Genomic DNA, 16,090 nt, shown 5'->3' with positions numbered 1-16,090 from the left:
GGCAGACAGTCTGTTCAGCCGATTGTGAACGCCGCCCCGGCGGTGTCGCCTTGTCCGCAGCCGTGCCCTGCCGTAGGTCACAGTCACCAACAGATACCGCCAGACCTAGGAGCCCGCCTTGAAGCACCAGTTGAACATCATCATTGGCAGCACGCGGCCTGGCCGCGCCGGACCGGTTTTCGCCGAGTGGCTGGAGAGGTTCGCGCGCGAGCATGGAAAATTCGAGCCGGTACTGACCGACATCGATACGTTCAAGCTTCCGGTGCTGGACGAACCGCATCACCCGAAGCTTGGCAACTACCAGAACGACCATACCAAAGCCTGGTCCAAGGCCATCGATGCCGCCGACGCCTTTGTCTTCGTGGCGCCGGAATACAATTATTTCGTGGCGCCCGCGATCGTCAACGCGATCGACTATCTCTCGCGCGAATGGAAGTACAAAGCTGCCGCCATTTTTAGCTATGGCGGCGTCTCCGGCGGCCTGCGCGCGGCGCAAGCGCTTAAGCCGCTGCTGACCTCGGTGGGTGTAATGCCAATCTCGGAAGGCGTCGCGCTGCCGATGTATCAGAAACTGCTCGATGAGAACGGCGCTTTCAACGCCAGCGAACAGGTGCAGGGCGGAGCCAAAACCATGCTCAACGAGTTGTTGCGCTGGAGCGAGGCATTGAAGCCGATGCGAGCTGCCTGAAAGCGCCGGCTTTGCACCGAAAGCGCGGCTTGCTCATGCCATAAAGAGGTGGAATGTTCGCGCAAATGAACAAGCCGGGGGGCGGTTCGACTTGCGTCTGCTTTTTGCCTTGCTGCTGATGCTCATGACCACCGCCACCGCGGTAGCCGAGCGGCGCGTGGCCTTGATCATAGCCGACGACGATTACCGCCTGATCGCCGCTTGCCAATCCGGTCCATGACGGCGAGGCGATGGGAGCGGCGCTGAAGAAGCTCGGCTTCGAGGTCGTCCTCGAAACCAACCGCGACCTGCGGCGCATGCGCCGCGCGCTCGACGATTTTCGCGAGGATGCCAAAGGCGCCGACGTGGCGCTGGTCTATTTCTCCGGCCATGGCGTCGAAATCTCGGGCGACAACCGGCTGCTCCCGGTCGATGCCGACGCCTCCTCGCTCGATGCGCTGGAGAAAACCAGCCTCCCGCTGGAGGAGGTGCGTGACACCGTGACCGCCACCGCCAAGGTCGGCCTGATCATGCTTGACGCCTGCCGCAGCGATCCCTTTTCGGGAAGCAGCGGTGAAGGGCGCGGCGCGACATCGCTGGCAAAGGATGTCGCGGAGAAAGTCCGGCCGGGTCTCGGCCGAATCGGCCGCGCCGAAAACATCCTGTTCGCCTTCTCCGCCGCACCGGGCGAGACGGCTGCCGACGGCATCGGCCAGAACTCGCCCTTCACGACAGCGCTGACCAAATATCTCGGCACCGACGGGCTTGAGATCCGCTCGGTGCTGACGCTGGTACAGCAGGAGGTCTATGACCTGTCGCGCGGCAAGCAGCTGCCGTACGTCGAAAGCGGCCTGCCAAGACTGTTCTTTGCCGCAGCGGCCAAGGAACAGCTGGCGGAGCGCGAACGCCTGCTGCTTGCCATGGCCGATGTGACGCCGGAGATGCGCGGTGAGGTCGAGCAGATCGCCGGCGATGCCGACATGCCGCTGGCGCCGCTCTATGGCGCGCTGATCAGTTCCGATGCCAGCCATTTGTCGGCGGACAGCCTGAATGCCCGGCTGCGCGAGGCGGCCGACGCCTTCGTCAAGGTGCGCAGCGAAATGAGAACGCTCGCCTCCGATGATCCGCAGGTGACGGAACTGCGCCGGCAGGCCGAGGAGCAGCTTTCGCTCGGCGCCTTCGATGGCGCGCGTGCCATCCTCGCCAAGGCCGCCGATATCGACAATGTTTCGCGCAACGTCTTGAAGGCCAATTTCGTCAGCCGCACGCTATCCGAAGCGGCGACGCGTTTTCTGTCCGGCGGTGCGGCACGCGCCGATCTCGACTACGCCACCGCCATCAAGGACTATGAATCGGTGCTGGCCCTTTATGGCGAGGCCGGGCAGACATCGCTGACGCTGGACGACGCCGACCGCCATATCCGTACGCTGGACGAACTCGGCAAGCTCTACACCCTTGTCGGCAACACCGATGCGGCAGGCCGCGCCTTTGCAGCGCTGGTGTCCAATCTCGAGCTGCGTTCGGCCCAAGAAACCGACCCGAGCGTCAAGCGCGATTTCGCCGTCAGCCACATCAAGCTCGGCAACATCAGGCTGGCGCAGGGCGACCTGCCGCAAGCGCTGGAAAACTATCAGGCCGCCAGGACCATGCTCCGGGATCTCACCGCGGCCGAGCCCGATCATCTGCCGTGGTTCGGCGACTTCGCCATGGCCGACGACAAGATCGGCAACGTGCTGGTGACGCAAGGCGATCTGGCCGGTGCCGCACAGGTCTACCAGGAAAGCCTGTCGATCAAGAAGCAGCTTGCCGATAACGAACCGGAGCGCGCCGAGCTGCAGCGCGACCTGACCATCAGCTATGACGAGATCGGCGCGCTGGCGCGCACCGCCGGCCAGTTGGACAACGCCCAGGCGGCCTATGAGAAGAGCCTGAATATCCGATTGGCATTGGCCGAAAAGAAGCCGCAGGATGCCGAGCGGCAGCGTGATGTCTCGGTCAGCCATGAGACGATCGGCGACCTCAAGCGCGAGCGTGGCGATGCGGCAGGCGCACTCGCTTCCTATCGGGCGGGCCATGCGATCGTCGAGCAACTGATGGACCGCGACCCCGACAACAGCGAGTTGAAACGCGACCTGTCGGTCGGCAACGCCAAGATCGGCAATGCGCTGGGCGACCAGGAAAAATGGCCGGATGCACTCGCTGCCTATCAGAAAGCGCTCGCAATAGCCCGCATGCTGGCGGCCGGCGACCCGAACAATACGGACTGGCAGCGCGACCTTTCCGTTTCCCTCGAAAAGGTTGCCGGTGTTCTGGCCATGCAAGGCGACCGCGCCGGAGCGCTCAAGGCCTATACAGACAGTTTCACTATTGCCGACCGGCTTGCCAAGCTCGATCCGGCCAATGCCGACTGGCAGCGCGACCTGTCGATCACGCTGTCCGAAATCGGCATGCTCAAAGTCAAGCAGCGCGACGTCAAAGGTGCGCGGCAGGCTTTCCAGGACAGTCTCGACATCCGCCAGCAGCTTGCCCGGTCCGACCCGAACAACGCCACCTGGCAGCGCGACCTGGTGGTTGCCATGATCGATTACGCTCAGGTCGCCAAGAACCCCAAGGCTGTACTTTCCCAAGCGCTCGACATGACGCTGGAGCTCGACCGCAGCGGGCGGCTGGCGCCGCGATATAAGTTCATGATCAAGTTTCTCAGGGCCCGGCTGGCCAAAGCCAGATAGGGCCGGGCGAGAGCCCATCATGGACAGCCGGCTCATCCCTTGGGAAATGCCTGCAAACCTTGGAAAAACCGCCTTTAGCGCCTATATCTAGTCGATATCAGAGGCGCGATTCGGGGCCGATTTTTCGCGCCGTGCAAGCGGCATCCAGACAATAGGTTTTCATGAGCGATCAGATCGAGAACAACAACGGCGCTGAAGCCGAATACGGCGCCGATTCCATCAAGGTTTTGAAGGGGTTGGATGCTGTCCGCAAACGCCCCGGCATGTATATCGGCGATACCGATGACGGCTCGGGCCTGCATCACATGGTCTATGAGGTGGTCGACAACGCCATCGACGAGGCGCTGGCGGGTCACGCCGACCTCGTCACCGTCACGCTCAATCCCGATGGTTCGGTCACCGTGATCGACAATGGCCGCGGCATTCCGACCGATATCCACACCGGAGAAGGCATTTCTGCCGCCGAAGTGATCATGACGCAGCTGCATGCCGGCGGCAAATTCGACCAGAATTCCTACAAGGTTTCGGGCGGCCTGCATGGCGTCGGCGTCTCGGTGGTCAACGCGCTGTCGGCGTGGCTGAAGTTGAAAATTCGCCGCAACGGCCAGATCTTCGAGATGAGCTTCACGCATGGCAATGCCGACGCACCGCTGAAGGCGACGGGCAGCTATGAGCAGGACAGGCAGCCGGGCACCTATGAGGGACGCAGCGGCAGCCAGATCACCTTCTTCCCATCGTCCGAGACCTTCACCATGGTCGAGTTCGACTTCGGCACGCTGGAGCACCGGCTGCGCGAACTCGCCTTCCTCAATTCCGGCGTTCGCATCATTTTGACCGATGCCCGCCACGCCGACGTGGTGCGCCACGAACTGCACTATGACGGCGGGCTGGAAGAATTCGTCAAATATCTCGACCGGGTCAAGAAACCGCTGATCGACAAGCCGATCGCCATCAAGGCCGAGCGTGACGGCATCACCGTCGAAGTGGCGATGTGGTGGAACGACAGCTACCACGAGAACGTGCTGGCCTTCACCAACAACATCCCGCAGCGCGACGGCGGCACCCATCTGGCCGGTTTCCGCGGCGCGTTGACACGCCAGATCACCGGCTATGGCGAATCCTCGGGGCTGACCAAGAGGGAAAAAGTGGGGCTGATCGGCGACGATTGCCGCGAGGGCCTGACGGCGGTGCTGTCGGTCAAGGTTCCCGACCCGAAATTCTCCTCCCAGACCAAGGACAAGCTGGTCTCGTCGGAAGTCCGTCCTGTGGTGGAAGGGCTGGTCAACGAAGCGCTCGGCACCTGGCTGGAAGAACACCCGGCCGAGGGCAAGGTGGTGATCGACAAGGTGATCCAGGCTGCCGCGGCGCGCGAGGCGGCACGCAAGGCCCGCGACATCACCCGCAAGAGTTCGCTCGGCATCACCTCGTTGCCCGGCAAGCTGGCGGACTGCCAGGAACGCGACCCGGCGAAATCCGAGATCTTCATCGTCGAGGGTGACTCCGCCGGCGGCTCGGCCAAGGGCGGCCGTTCGCGCCAGAACCAGGCCATTCTTCCGCTGCGCGGCAAGATCCTCAATGTCGAGCGGGCCCGCTTCGACCGCATGCTCGGCTCCGAAATGATCGGCACGCTGATCACCGCGCTCGGCACCTCGATCGGCAAGGACGAGTTCAACGCCGACAAGCTGCGCTACCACAAGATCATCCTGATGACCGACGCCGATGTCGACGGCGCCCACATCCGCACCTTGCTGCTCACCTTCTTCTTCCGGCAGATGCCGGAGCTGATCGAACGCGGCCATCTCTACATCGCCCAACCGCCGCTCTACAAAGTGACGCGTGGCAAGAGTTCGCAATACATCAAGGACGAGAGCGCCTTCGAGGAATTCCTGATCGGGTCGGGTCTGGAGGAAGCATCGCTTACGCTTGGCTCGGGCGAGGTTCGCATCGGACAGGATTTGCGCGGCGCCATCGACGACGCGCTGGCGGTGCGCCAGCTCATCAACGGCCTGCACACGCGCTACAACAGGGGCGTGGTCGAACAGGCGGCGATCGCCGGCGGCCTCAACCCGGACGTCTTCACCGATCTCGCCCAAGCCAACGCCATGGCCGAGCGCGTCGCCAAGCGTCTCGACATCATCGCCGAGGACACCGAACGCGGCTGGACCGGCCGTATGTCGACCTCGAACGAGGGCATCGGCGGCTATGTGTTCGAGCGCACGGTGCGCAGCGTCAAGGAATATGCGCATCTTGATCTGGCGCTCATCAATTCGGCCGATGCACGCCAGCTTGATCGCTATGCACCGCGCCTTGCGGAGGTCTATGGCGAGCCGCCGGTGCTGCGCCGCAAGGATGTTGTGGAACCCATCTCGGGGCCGCTGGCGCTGCTCAACGCGGTCTTCGCGACCGGCCGCAAGGGCCTGACCATGCAGCGCTACAAGGGTCTCGGCGAGATGAACGCCGAACAACTCTGGGAAACCACGCTCGACCCGAACGTGCGCTCGCTGCTGCAGGTCAAGGTCAATGACGCCACCGACGCGGATAGTCTGTTCTCGCGGCTGATGGGCGACGAGGTCGAACCCAGGCGTGAGTTCATCCAGGACAACGCGTTGTCGGTCGCCAATCTGGATATCTGACGTTTGGCATTGGCGCGCTGCGGCGCGTCAATTGTTCCACCCGTGGCAAACAAAATCATTTTATAACCAGCCGGAACGGAAGTCCCCTCGGGACATTGTGACAACATCGATCACAATTTCTCACAGGAGGCCTTCATGGGACGTGGCATTTTGCTCTGGTTGCTCGGTATTCCGATTCCGATCATCATTCTGATCATGCTTTTCGTACGGTAGGGGGAATTCATGCAGTCCACCCTATCGGCTGTCGACGTTTCCACTTCAACAGAATCATCCGCCACGGCCGTCAGTTGGGGACCGATCATCGCCGGCGCCTTCGCGGCCTCGACGTTGACCTTCATCCTCATGCTGCTCGGTTCCGGGCTGGGGCTGAGCATGGTGTCGCCCTGGTCGGGCTCCGGCGCGTCAGTGACCACGTTCGCGGTCTCCACCGCGATCTGGCTGATCATCGTGCAATGGCTGTCCTCCGGTGTCGGAGGCTACCTTGCCGGACGCCTGCGCACCAAATGGGTCGGCATCCACACCGACGAGGTCTATTTCCGTGACACCGCCCACGGGTTCCTCGCTTGGGCGCTGGCCACCTTGCTCGTCGTCGGCGTTTTGGGCTCGGCGCTTTCCGCCGCGGTGGGCTCAAGCGTGCAGGCAGTCTCGACCGTGGCGTCGGGCGCCGCCATGGGTGCATCGGCCGGTGCATCCGCCAATGCCGGTGGCGCTGCTGCTGACAATGCGACGTCTTACCTGGTAGACTCGCTGTTCCGTCCAGCCGATGCGAGCAAGCTCGCGGCCGCCAATCCGGACAGCGATGCCGCCGCGGTCGGACAGGCCTCGCGCATCCTGATCGCCGGCGCCGCTGCAGGCGAGGTTTCGGCCGACGACAAGACCTATCTGTCGCAACTGGTCGCCGCTCGTACCGGTCTTTCGGAAGCAGATGCCAAGGCGCGGGTCGATGCGATCCTCGCCAAGGCTCAAGACGCCAAGATCAAGGCGCAGCAGGCCGCCGACACCGCCAGGAAGGCCAGCGCGACGTTTGCCTTGCTTGGTGCGCTGTCGCTGGTCATCGGCGCCTTCATCGCCAGTGCAGCAGCCGCTCTCGGCGGCAGGCAGCGCGATGACGAAGAAGCGGTGTTCCTGACCAGCCGCTGATCTGAACCTGAAGCAGATCGATCCACTCCGGGCCAAAGCCCCGGGGTGGATTTTTGTTTGAATTGCCAGGCGGCGCGTGGAGTCTCGATCCCGTTCGCCGTTCTCATTTTTCGGGAGGTATCGCCGGCGCTTCCGCTTGGCTCGGCTCCAGCTTGCGGCCGAGATCGACAGCGTCGCGCAGCACGGCAAGATGCGAGCGCGACGCAACGCCAGTCGGCACGGTGACCTCGACGCCGGTTGCGGCCAGCGACCAATAGAGCGTGTGCGTGAAGGCGCGGCCGAGGGAGCCGCGCAGTTCGACCTGAACATTCTCCACGCCGGGGCCGAAATTCTCCGTCATAGGTCCGGAGATCGGGTCGCCGGTCAGCCAGCCATTGCCCCTGTCGAAGATGTTGGTCCAGCGCGTCGCAGCAAACACCGCGCCATGATGCACAGCGCGCTGCGGTTTGCCTGAAGGACTGCGCCCTTCCTGATAAAGGACGGTGCCGCCGGCCGCCGCCCCTTCGGGAATCGGCGGGCATGCCGAGAACAGCCGCTCGGCAATGCCGCGCCTGAATTCGGCGAGATTATGCGTCACCAGAAATTCGCTGTGGGTCAGCGGGCTGCCGAGCGTGACGAAATCGCTGATCTTCCATGGCCGATGGTCGGCATCGCCACTGCGCAGCTGCCGGTAGAGCTCCCACTGATCGCGCCGGAAGCCGGCGAGATCATCCAGGCTGTCGGGCCATGCGGAGCCATCAGCAACAAGCGTCGCCTTGTCGATGGCGCGGATCGCCTTCAGTTTCGCCTTGTCGCGAATGGCCTCCAGTTTTCGGGGCCTGAAGTCGGCCCACAAGATCTGCAGCAGGTCATAGGCGATCATCGACCCAAGGCTGTGCGAGACCAGCACGATCCGGTCGTAGCCATCGTCCATCATCAGACGCTTCAGCAGCCTCAGGCCGCGGTCACGGATCAGCGCGCGCTTCTCGACCGTCGCCGCTTCAGCCCGAACATAGGCTGCCACGTCACCAAAATAGGGAAGGCCAAACCGGTCCACCGACCAGATGATGAACGAGGCCAGGATGGTGACGAGCAGGCCGGCGGCCAAGGAAATATACTGCTGCCAGACTGAGGTCGCGAGCGCGACCGTCGCGCCCAGAACGACGATGACGACAAAAAGAGTAGCGAGATAGAGCTTGCGGGCGTCGCGCGGAATGTCGCCGGGCTTGCGCCAAAGCAGATTTGTCACCCAGGCGGCAAGCCGGCCACGTGTCGTGCCCTGCGTGATGTCGGCCCAGTAAAGCTCGTAAAAATCGGTGCGACGGCCATCGACATCGTAAGGCGTGGTGATCCGCCGAAGCTCGTAGGAATTTGTCCGGCTATCGGGTGTGATCCAGCTCTGGTTGATCTTCGCGCCAGCGGGATCGACCGGATCGGCGACATGGGCATAGAACGGCGCGCGGGCGGGGTCATGGCTCCAGACCGCCTGGACAAAGCCCCGCAGCGTATCCATCGGCCGCTGTTCGCCCATGCCATGCACGATCACCACCGCCTGGCCAAGTTTGCGCGGCGCTTTTCCGGTGGGCGGCGATGCGATGGGGTCGGGCACCAACGTCTCCGTCGACGACAATCCCGCCGGCGAGGCGGGAATGTCGTCATCGTAGCGCTGAAACCGCCGTCAAGCCAAGAAAGCCCGGCCAAGAAAAAGCCCGGCGCGAAGCCGGGCGTTTCTTGGCGTGTCTCAGCGCTGATCGTCGATCAGCGATCCATGGCCTTGACGATCTCCTCGGTCATCTTCTTGGCATCGCCGAGCAGCATCATGGTGCCGTCCTTGTAGAACAGCGTGTTGTCGATGCCGGCATAGCCGGAGCCGAGCGAGCGCTTGACGAACAGGCAGGTGCGGGCCTTGTCGACGTCGAGGATCGGCATGCCGTAGATCGGCGACGACTTGTCGTCGCGGGCGGACGGGTTGGTGACGTCGTTGGCGCCGATGACATAGGCGACGTCGGCCTGCGCGAATTCGGAGTTGATGTCCTCGAGCTCGAACACTTCGTCATAAGGCACGTTGGCTTCGGCGAGCAGCACGTTCATGTGGCCGGGCATGCGGCCGGCGACCGGGTGAATGGCGTATTTGACGTCGACGCCATTGGCCTTGAGCTTGTCGGCCATTTCGCGCAGCGCATGCTGCGCCTGGGCGACCGCCATGCCGTAGCCGGGCACGATGATGACCTTCTGCGCGTTCATCATCAGATAGGCGGCGTCATCAGCCGAGCCTTGCTTGACCGTGCGCTCGATGCCGTCGTCGGCCACCGCCGCCGTCTCGCCGCCGAAGCCGCCGAGAATGACCGAGATGAAGCTTCGGTTCATGCCCTTGCACATGATGTAGGACAGGATCGCACCGGACGAGCCGACCAGTGCACCGGTGATGATCAGCGCCAGATTGCCGAGCGTGAAGCCGAGTGCAGCGGCCGCCCAGCCCGAATAGGAATTCAGCATCGAGACGACGACCGGCATGTCGGCGCCGCCGATCGGGATGATTAAGAGGATGCCGAGCACCAGCGAGGCCGCGACGATCAGCCAGAACACCAGCTTGGACTCGGTGGTGACCAGCAGCACGATCAAGACGATGAGCGCGATGGCAAGGGCTGCGTTGACGAAGTGGCGGCCGCCGATCATGATCGGCTTGCCCGACATGCGGCCGTCGAGCTTGAGGAAGGCGATGACCGAGCCGGTGAAGGTGATCGCGCCGATGGCGACGCCAAGGCTCATCTCGATCAGGGCCTGGGCATGGATGTCGCCATCCGTGCCGATGCCAAAGCTTTCCGGCGCATAGATGGCCGCGGCCGCCACCATGACGGCGGCGAGGCCGACCAGCGAGTGGAAGGCAGCGACCAGCTGCGGCATCGAGGTCATGGCGATGCGGCGCGCGGTGACGGCGCCGACACCGCCACCAATGGCGAGGCCGAGCACGATCAGGCCGAAGCGGCCGGCAGACGGGGTCGCCAGCGCCAGCGTGGTGGCGATGGCGATGCCCATGCCGATCATGCCGTAGAGATTGCCCTGGCGGCTGGTGGTCGGATGCGACAGGCCGCGCAGCGCCATGATGAACAGGACGCCGGAGACGAGGTAGAGGAAGGACGCGAAGTTGGCGTTCATGGCGCTCTACTTGTCCTTCTTCTTGTACATGGCCAGCATGCGCTGGGTGACGAGGAAGCCGCCGAAGATGTTGACCGAGACCAGCATCAGCGCGACGAAGCCGAAGCCGGCGGCAATGCCGGACGCGGCGATGCCGACGGCAAGCAGCGCGCCAACGACGATGACCGAGGAGATGGCGTTGGTGACGGCCATCAGCGGCGTGTGCAGTGCGGGGGTCACCGACCAGACGACGTAGTAACCGACGAAGATCGCCAGCACGAAGATGGCGAAGCGGAAGACGAAGGGATCGATGGCGCCGCCGGAGAGCGCGTGCGCGGCGTCACCCGCCGCATCGGCAGCGCCGGGAGCACTTGCCAGATTCTGGACCGCTAGCCGAACGGCGGCGGAGGCTTGGTCGAGCTGGTCGAGGGCTTTCTGCAGGGTCTGATCCATCACGCAATGCCTTTCGACTTCGACGAGGGCGACTTGGATGCGGCCGGTTTCTTGGGCGCGGCTTTCTTTGCAGCAGCGGGTTTGTCCGAGGCGTCGGCAACCATGGTCTTGGCCGGGATCGCGGCCGGCTCGACATGGGGCTGCTGATCGGCCTTCACGAAATTCGGGTGAACCACCCTGCCGCCGTCGGTCAGCATCGTCGCCTTGACCAGATCGTCGTCGCGGTTGACGGCAAGCGTCTTGGTCGTTTTGTCGACCAGCGTTTCGAGGAAGGCGAACAGGTTCCTGGCGTAAAGCAGCGATGCCGACGCGGCGATGCGGCCGGGCACATTGAGATGGCCAACGATCTTGACGTTGTTGGCCGTGGTCACCACTTTGCCGGCCTCGGCGCCCTCGACATTACCGCCGCGCTCGACCGCCAGATCGACGAGCACCGAGCCCGGCTTCATCGAGGCGACCATGGCCGCCGACACCAGCTTCGGCGCCGGCCGGCCGGGGATCAGCGCCGTGGTGATGACGATGTCCTGCTTGGCGATATGCTCTGATGTGAGTGCCGCCTGCTTGGCCTGGTATTCCTTCGACATTTCCTTAGCGTAGCCGCCGGCCGTTTCGGCGGCCTTGAACTCGTCGTCCTCTACGGCGAGGAACTTTGCGCCGAGCGAGGCGACCTGTTCCTTGGCGGCAGGGCGCACGTCTGTTGCGGTGACGACCGCACCAAGGCGACGCGCGGTGGCGATCGCCTGCAGACCGGCAACGCCGACGCCCATGATGAAGACCTTTGCCGCCGGCACCGTGCCGGCCGCCGTCATCATCATCGGCAATGCCCGGTCATATTCCGAAGCGCCGTCGATCACCGCCTGATAGCCGGCAAGATTGGCCTGCGAGGACAGCACGTCCATCGACTGCGCCCGGGTGATGCGCGGCATGAATTCCATCGAAAAGGCAGTGACGCCGGCCTTGGCCAGGGCTGCCACGGCGGCATCGTTGCCATACGGATCCATGATGGCGATGACCGCCGTACCGGGCTTGTAGCTCTTCAGCTCGGCATCACCAGGCCGACGCACCTTCAGCACCACATCGGCCTTGGCGACATCGGAAGCCTTGCCGATGGCGGCACCGGCGCTCGCATAGTCGGTATCGATGATGCGCGAATTGAGACCGGCACCGGCCTCGACAACGACGTCGAAGCCCAGCGCCGCCAGCCGTTTCACCGTGTCAGGCGAGGCCGCGACGCGCGGCTCGTTGGCATCGAGTTCACGAGGGATGAAAACCGTCTGTCCCACCGCATGATCCTTTCGGCCGGAAGCTGCTTCCCGCAAGACGCCGGCCGGCCTCGCGGCGGCGCCATGGACAAGGTGTCGGAAAAATCTATCGGAGGATAAAGGCGCCGACAGCCAGAATCAGCACGAACAGGATGGTCGCCGAGAAGAAGCCGCCTGCAAAGAAGCCGAAAGCCATCGCCAACAGGAGGGCGAGGCAAAACAGCGATCCGTATTTGGCCAGCGCGAGGAAGCCCGCATAGGTGCGGTCATGCTCGGCATAGTCCATCTTCGCGCCCAGTTCGACAGGACCGGTCGGCGAGTGATCAGCCATAGGAATACCCCTTCGAAGACATCTTTGAGGCACATAGCGAAAAGCCGGGCCGAGAGCAATGGCGCTATTGCCGCATTGCAGCCGACAACTGCCTCAAAGGAAAATTGAAACCGGCTGCCGGCGCGGCCCTGGAGGCCGCCCCCGGATCCGGGTGCCTGATCGGAAAGATGCTCCGAAAGCGATCGAGGCGGACGCTTGCGCTGCCTCAACCGGCGATGTCAGCCGGCAAGATGCGGGAAAAGCCCGAGCAGGCCGACGACGATCAGATAGAGCGCGACGATATAATTCAACAGCCTTGGCATCACGAGGATCAGCACGCCGGCGATCAGCGAGATGAGCGGGGTGAGCGCAAGCGTGGAAATGGTCATGTCGGATTCCTTTGGCATATCCGTGGATTCGGCGACCAAGAGCGAGGACGACAACGCGCCGAGCCATCAGAACGCGTATCCGGCCGAAAAGCTCCAGTGTTTTCGCGAAAACGCCTAATCTCAAGCAGCTTCGCGAAAATACTTGGCAGTCGGCAGGATGGTCAGCGGCGCCAATTCTCCAGCACCAGGTGTCTCGAACAGCATGCGCTGCTCCAGAGATGTGGAGCGGAAGAACGGGAAGCGCGAGAACGACCGCTCGCGAATGGCAGCGACATTGGCGCGATAGAGCACGACCTTGTAGTTCAGGCCCGGATAATCGCGCAGCTCGCCGATCTGCTCCGAACAGTAGATACGACGGTAGAAACCCGCATGTTCGGGCCGGATAGTCGAGAGACAGTAAGGTGCGTCGAAGTAGAAGCAGGCCATTCCGGCAAGGCGCAGCGTCAGGTAGGGGATCTGCGGATAGACCTTCGACCAGTCTGGGTCGGCGGCAAAGCGGCTCGGATCCGCAAAGTGCGCACCGGCAGCCAGCATCGGGCGCAGGATGTCGCCGTAGACAGTTGTAGACGGCGATTGCGGCGTGGCCCGGCAGGCATGATGAATGCGTACCGTGGAGACCAGGATGCCGTCAATATAGACGCCGAACTTGGAACAATTTTCAGCTTCGTCGAGCTCGTCATGCACAATATGTTCCGGGTTTTCCGGCACCATATCATTCAACCGATAGGACTTGTAGCGCAACCTGTAGATGTCTTCGAGGTCTTCGCCCTTGTCGCAGCGGCGATATTCCGTCCGCTCAAGCATCGCCGAAACATTGCGGGCGAAACTCGACATGCTGTCGGGCGAATTTTCTTCACCCCCGCCCGCCACATGGCGAAGCGCTTCCAACTGCGCATCCATAATTAACCCCTCGTAAGTTTCCGCCGCAGTTCAACCTACGACGGGACCCTGAGATGTAAAAGATGAAAATGGGATGCACGTCGTTTACCGGTCGTTAACGTTAACGATCCGTAAATTTTTATGAAAAAGCGACGCTCTCCCGGCACCGGTCAGCGGCGTGCGGCTTTCTTGGCTGTATTGATGTCCTTGGCGAAGGGCCATACCGTGTTCGACATGGTCTCGATGCCGGAGGCGCTGAGCGCCGAACCGAACAGGAACCCCTGGACGAGATCGGGCTTGACCTGCAGCGCCAGGATCTTGAGCTGTTCGAAGGTCTCGACACCTTCGACGGTCACCGAAAGCCCCAGCGGCCGCGACAGGTTGACGATGCCCTTGAGCAGCTCGAGCGAACGGGGATTCTGGGTGACGTCCATCAGGAACGAGCGGTCGATCTTGATCTTGTCGAGCGGCAGCTTGTGCAGGTAGCTCAGGCTCGAATAGCCGGTGCCGAAATCGTCGAGCGCGATGCGCACGCCGATCTGCTTCAGCTCCTCGATGTACTGGCGTGTCAGCGACTTGTCGTCGAGCAGCGCCGTTTCGGTGACCTCGATCTCGAGCCGGCCGGCCGCGAGGCCGGAGCCGGCCAACGCATCGCGAACCTTCTGGATGACGTCGCGGTTGCGGAAATCCTTGGCGGAGAGATTGACCGAGACGCTGGTCTGGTCCGGCCATTTGGCGCATTCGGCGCAGGCTGCCTGCAGCACGAAAGTGCTGATCTCGGAAATGATGCCCATTTCCTCGGCCAAAGGAATGAAGATGCTGGGCGAGACCGGCCCAAGATCGGGATGATCCCACCGGCACAGCGCCTCGCAGCTGGCGATACGCATGGTGCTCATCGCCACGATCGGCTGATAGACCACCCGCAAGCTCTTGCTTTCCACGGCGGTGCGCAGATCCGCCTTCATCAGCTGACGGTTGCGGAAGGCGGCATCCATCGAGGCTTCGAACAGCCGCCAGCCGTTCTTGCCGAGCTCCTTGGCCTTGTAGAGCGCCAGGTCCGCCTTGACGATCATGGCGTCGACATCGGTATCCCTGACCCGCGACAGCACCGCGCCGCCGCTGGCCTGGATGCGCAGCCCGTGACCGGCGACGTCGACTTCCCCTTGCAGGCCGGCGAAAATCTCGTCGAGCTGGCTGGTCAGATGGCTCTCATCCTCGACGCGGTCGAAAAAGATCATGAACTCGTCGCCGCCGAAACGACTGACCGTGATGCCCTGCCCGGCAATGGCGGCTAGCCGCTCGGCAACGGCGTAGATCAAACCGTCGCCGATCGGATGGCCAAGCGTGTCGTTGACGCTCTTGAAATCGTCGAGGTCGAGCACCGCCAGGCCGCAGAGACGGTCGCGGTCGCCGGACGCCATGGCCTCGCCGATAAGTTCGTGGAAATAGGCGCGGTTGGGCAGGCCGGTGAGGTTGTCGTAGCGTGCCATGAAGCGGATCTTGTCTTCCGCCTCGACACGGGCGGTGACGTCCTCGAAGGTGATGACGCCCAGCTCCTGGCTGCCTTCGCGAGCCGAGAATTCGTAGTGCTGGCCGTTGGCGAGGGAAACCAGCACCTTGCGGTCGCGGCCCTCGCGCAGGGCGCGGGTCAGCTGCGCCTCGATATAGCGGCAATCCTTGGGTGCCAGCATGCCGCCGGCGACACCGCGCATCAACAGACCATGGATCGATCGACCGAGCAGCGCATCCGGCGACTTCAGCGACATCAGATGCGCGGCCTCGGCATTGGCCACCGCGACACGACCGTCCGGGCCGAGCATGACAAGGCCATGCGACATGGTGTTGAGCGCCCGGTTGAAGCGTTGTGCGATGCGGTTGGCCTTCTTTTCCTCGGACAGGGCGGCGAAAAGCACCTCGCGGACCAGATCGGCGAAGCGCTTGATAGCAAAAAGAAATGGCGCCGAAAGCAGGCCGAGAATGAAATGATAAGGATCGCCACGCAGGATGAAGCCCAGCGAGATCGGCCAGGTCATGGTCATGATGAAGATCACGACCATCCTGGGCGAACCATAGTTGCGGCCAGCAATAGACGTGGCGGAGGCAAGCGTCACGCAGACGGCAGCTATCTCCGCGAATGAGTCATAGGCAAGGTAGATGCCGACAAAGCAAAAGGCACCAAGCATGAAGCCATGCATCGAGCCGTACAGTATGTAGTCGTTCTCGCGGCGACGCGCCTCTTCCCAATTTTGAGGCGACGGAGCGTGACGATATTTCCTGATGTTGCGAAGACGAAGGAAGGCGACGGTCAGCAATCCGAGGGTGACCGCGAGATAGGCCGGATCCCTGGTTTTCCAGTAAACCAGCACTACCAGCAGGGTTTGGGCAAAGAAGCCGATCGAAAGCGTCAACCCGTCGCGAAACAGAGTTTCCACGAACGGAATGTAGACGTCGACCGGGATCTCGTTCTTTTTTCTCAGATTCAACGCCTGAATCCCAACCCTGGGGACCCAAGCA

Annotated in this window: 13 protein-coding genes; 5 read left to right on the top strand and 8 right to left on the bottom strand. The window is 62.8% G+C overall.

From position 1 onward, the window contains the following. Nucleotides 1–118: 118 nt before the first annotated feature. From ACFOJ9_RS36115 to ACFOJ9_RS36095, 5 genes are all read left to right on the top strand, one after another. Nucleotides 119–688 (top strand): NADPH-dependent FMN reductase, encoded by a 570-nt coding sequence (locus ACFOJ9_RS36115; RefSeq protein ID WP_378986531.1) that lies wholly within the window; start codon nucleotides 119–121, stop codon nucleotides 686–688. A 91-nt stretch (nucleotides 689–779) separates the two neighbouring features. Further along, nucleotides 780–908, top strand: a complete 129-nt coding sequence (locus tag ACFOJ9_RS36110) for a hypothetical protein (protein ID WP_378986529.1) — start codon at nucleotides 780–782, stop codon at nucleotides 906–908. Between the two features lie 10 nt (nucleotides 909–918). Further along, complete coding sequence (locus ACFOJ9_RS36105; RefSeq protein ID WP_378986527.1) at nucleotides 919–3,396, top strand: caspase family protein; 2,478 nt, start codon at nucleotides 919–921, stop codon at nucleotides 3,394–3,396. A gap of 161 nt (nucleotides 3,397–3,557) precedes the next feature. Beyond that, nucleotides 3,558–6,029, top strand: a complete 2,472-nt coding sequence (gene gyrB, locus ACFOJ9_RS36100) for a DNA topoisomerase (ATP-hydrolyzing) subunit B (protein ID WP_378986525.1) — start codon at nucleotides 3,558–3,560, stop codon at nucleotides 6,027–6,029. 222 nt (nucleotides 6,030–6,251) lie between these two features. Next, nucleotides 6,252–7,169 (top strand): hypothetical protein, encoded by a 918-nt coding sequence (locus ACFOJ9_RS36095; protein ID WP_378986523.1) that lies wholly within the window; start codon nucleotides 6,252–6,254, stop codon nucleotides 7,167–7,169. A 103-nt stretch (nucleotides 7,170–7,272) separates the two neighbouring features. On the opposite strand, the gene ACFOJ9_RS36090 is transcribed toward ACFOJ9_RS36095, so the two are convergent. The 8 genes from ACFOJ9_RS36090 to ACFOJ9_RS36055 form a co-directional block, all read right to left on the bottom strand. Then, on the bottom strand, nucleotides 7,273–8,757 hold the full coding sequence (locus tag ACFOJ9_RS36090; RefSeq protein WP_378986521.1) for a hypothetical protein: 1,485 nt from the start codon (nucleotides 8,755–8,757) through the stop codon (nucleotides 7,273–7,275). A gap of 149 nt (nucleotides 8,758–8,906) precedes the next feature. After that, nucleotides 8,907–10,304 carry an NAD(P)(+) transhydrogenase (Re/Si-specific) subunit beta gene (locus tag ACFOJ9_RS36085; protein ID WP_378986519.1) on the bottom strand — a complete coding sequence of 466 codons (1,398 nt, stop codon included), beginning with the start codon at nucleotides 10,302–10,304 and terminating at the stop codon, nucleotides 8,907–8,909. Between the two features lie 6 nt (nucleotides 10,305–10,310). Next, on the bottom strand, nucleotides 10,311–10,736 hold the full coding sequence (locus ACFOJ9_RS36080; RefSeq protein ID WP_378986517.1) for a proton-translocating transhydrogenase family protein: 426 nt from the start codon (nucleotides 10,734–10,736) through the stop codon (nucleotides 10,311–10,313). Next, nucleotides 10,736–12,019 carry a Re/Si-specific NAD(P)(+) transhydrogenase subunit alpha gene (locus ACFOJ9_RS36075; RefSeq protein ID WP_378986515.1) on the bottom strand — a complete coding sequence of 428 codons (1,284 nt, stop codon included), beginning with the start codon at nucleotides 12,017–12,019 and terminating at the stop codon, nucleotides 10,736–10,738. Before ACFOJ9_RS36075 ends, ACFOJ9_RS36080 begins: the two co-directional genes overlap by 1 nt. An 85-nt stretch (nucleotides 12,020–12,104) precedes the next feature. Beyond that, complete coding sequence (locus tag ACFOJ9_RS36070) at nucleotides 12,105–12,329, bottom strand: aa3-type cytochrome c oxidase subunit IV (RefSeq protein ID WP_378986513.1); 225 nt, start codon at nucleotides 12,327–12,329, stop codon at nucleotides 12,105–12,107. Nucleotides 12,330–12,547: 218 nt separating this feature from the next. Further along, nucleotides 12,548–12,697: a DUF3096 domain-containing protein gene (locus ACFOJ9_RS36065; RefSeq protein WP_013528205.1), complete on the bottom strand. Its 150-nt coding sequence runs from the start codon at nucleotides 12,695–12,697 to the stop codon at nucleotides 12,548–12,550. A 120-nt stretch (nucleotides 12,698–12,817) separates the two neighbouring features. Continuing rightward, on the bottom strand, nucleotides 12,818–13,597 hold the full coding sequence (locus ACFOJ9_RS36060) for an N-acyl amino acid synthase FeeM domain-containing protein (protein ID WP_378986511.1): 780 nt from the start codon (nucleotides 13,595–13,597) through the stop codon (nucleotides 12,818–12,820). A 149-nt stretch (nucleotides 13,598–13,746) separates the two neighbouring features. Then, nucleotides 13,747–16,059 carry a putative bifunctional diguanylate cyclase/phosphodiesterase gene (locus ACFOJ9_RS36055; RefSeq protein ID WP_378986509.1) on the bottom strand — a complete coding sequence of 771 codons (2,313 nt, stop codon included), beginning with the start codon at nucleotides 16,057–16,059 and terminating at the stop codon, nucleotides 13,747–13,749. Nucleotides 16,060–16,090 lie beyond the last annotated feature (31 nt).

Origin of the sequence: Mesorhizobium cantuariense (genome assembly GCF_042647205.1) — a bacterium.
GTDB lineage: Bacteria > Pseudomonadota > Alphaproteobacteria > Rhizobiales > Rhizobiaceae > Mesorhizobium > Mesorhizobium cantuariense.
Note: the sequence above shows the minus strand (reverse complement) of the source record. Positions and strands in the feature narration are given on the sequence as shown.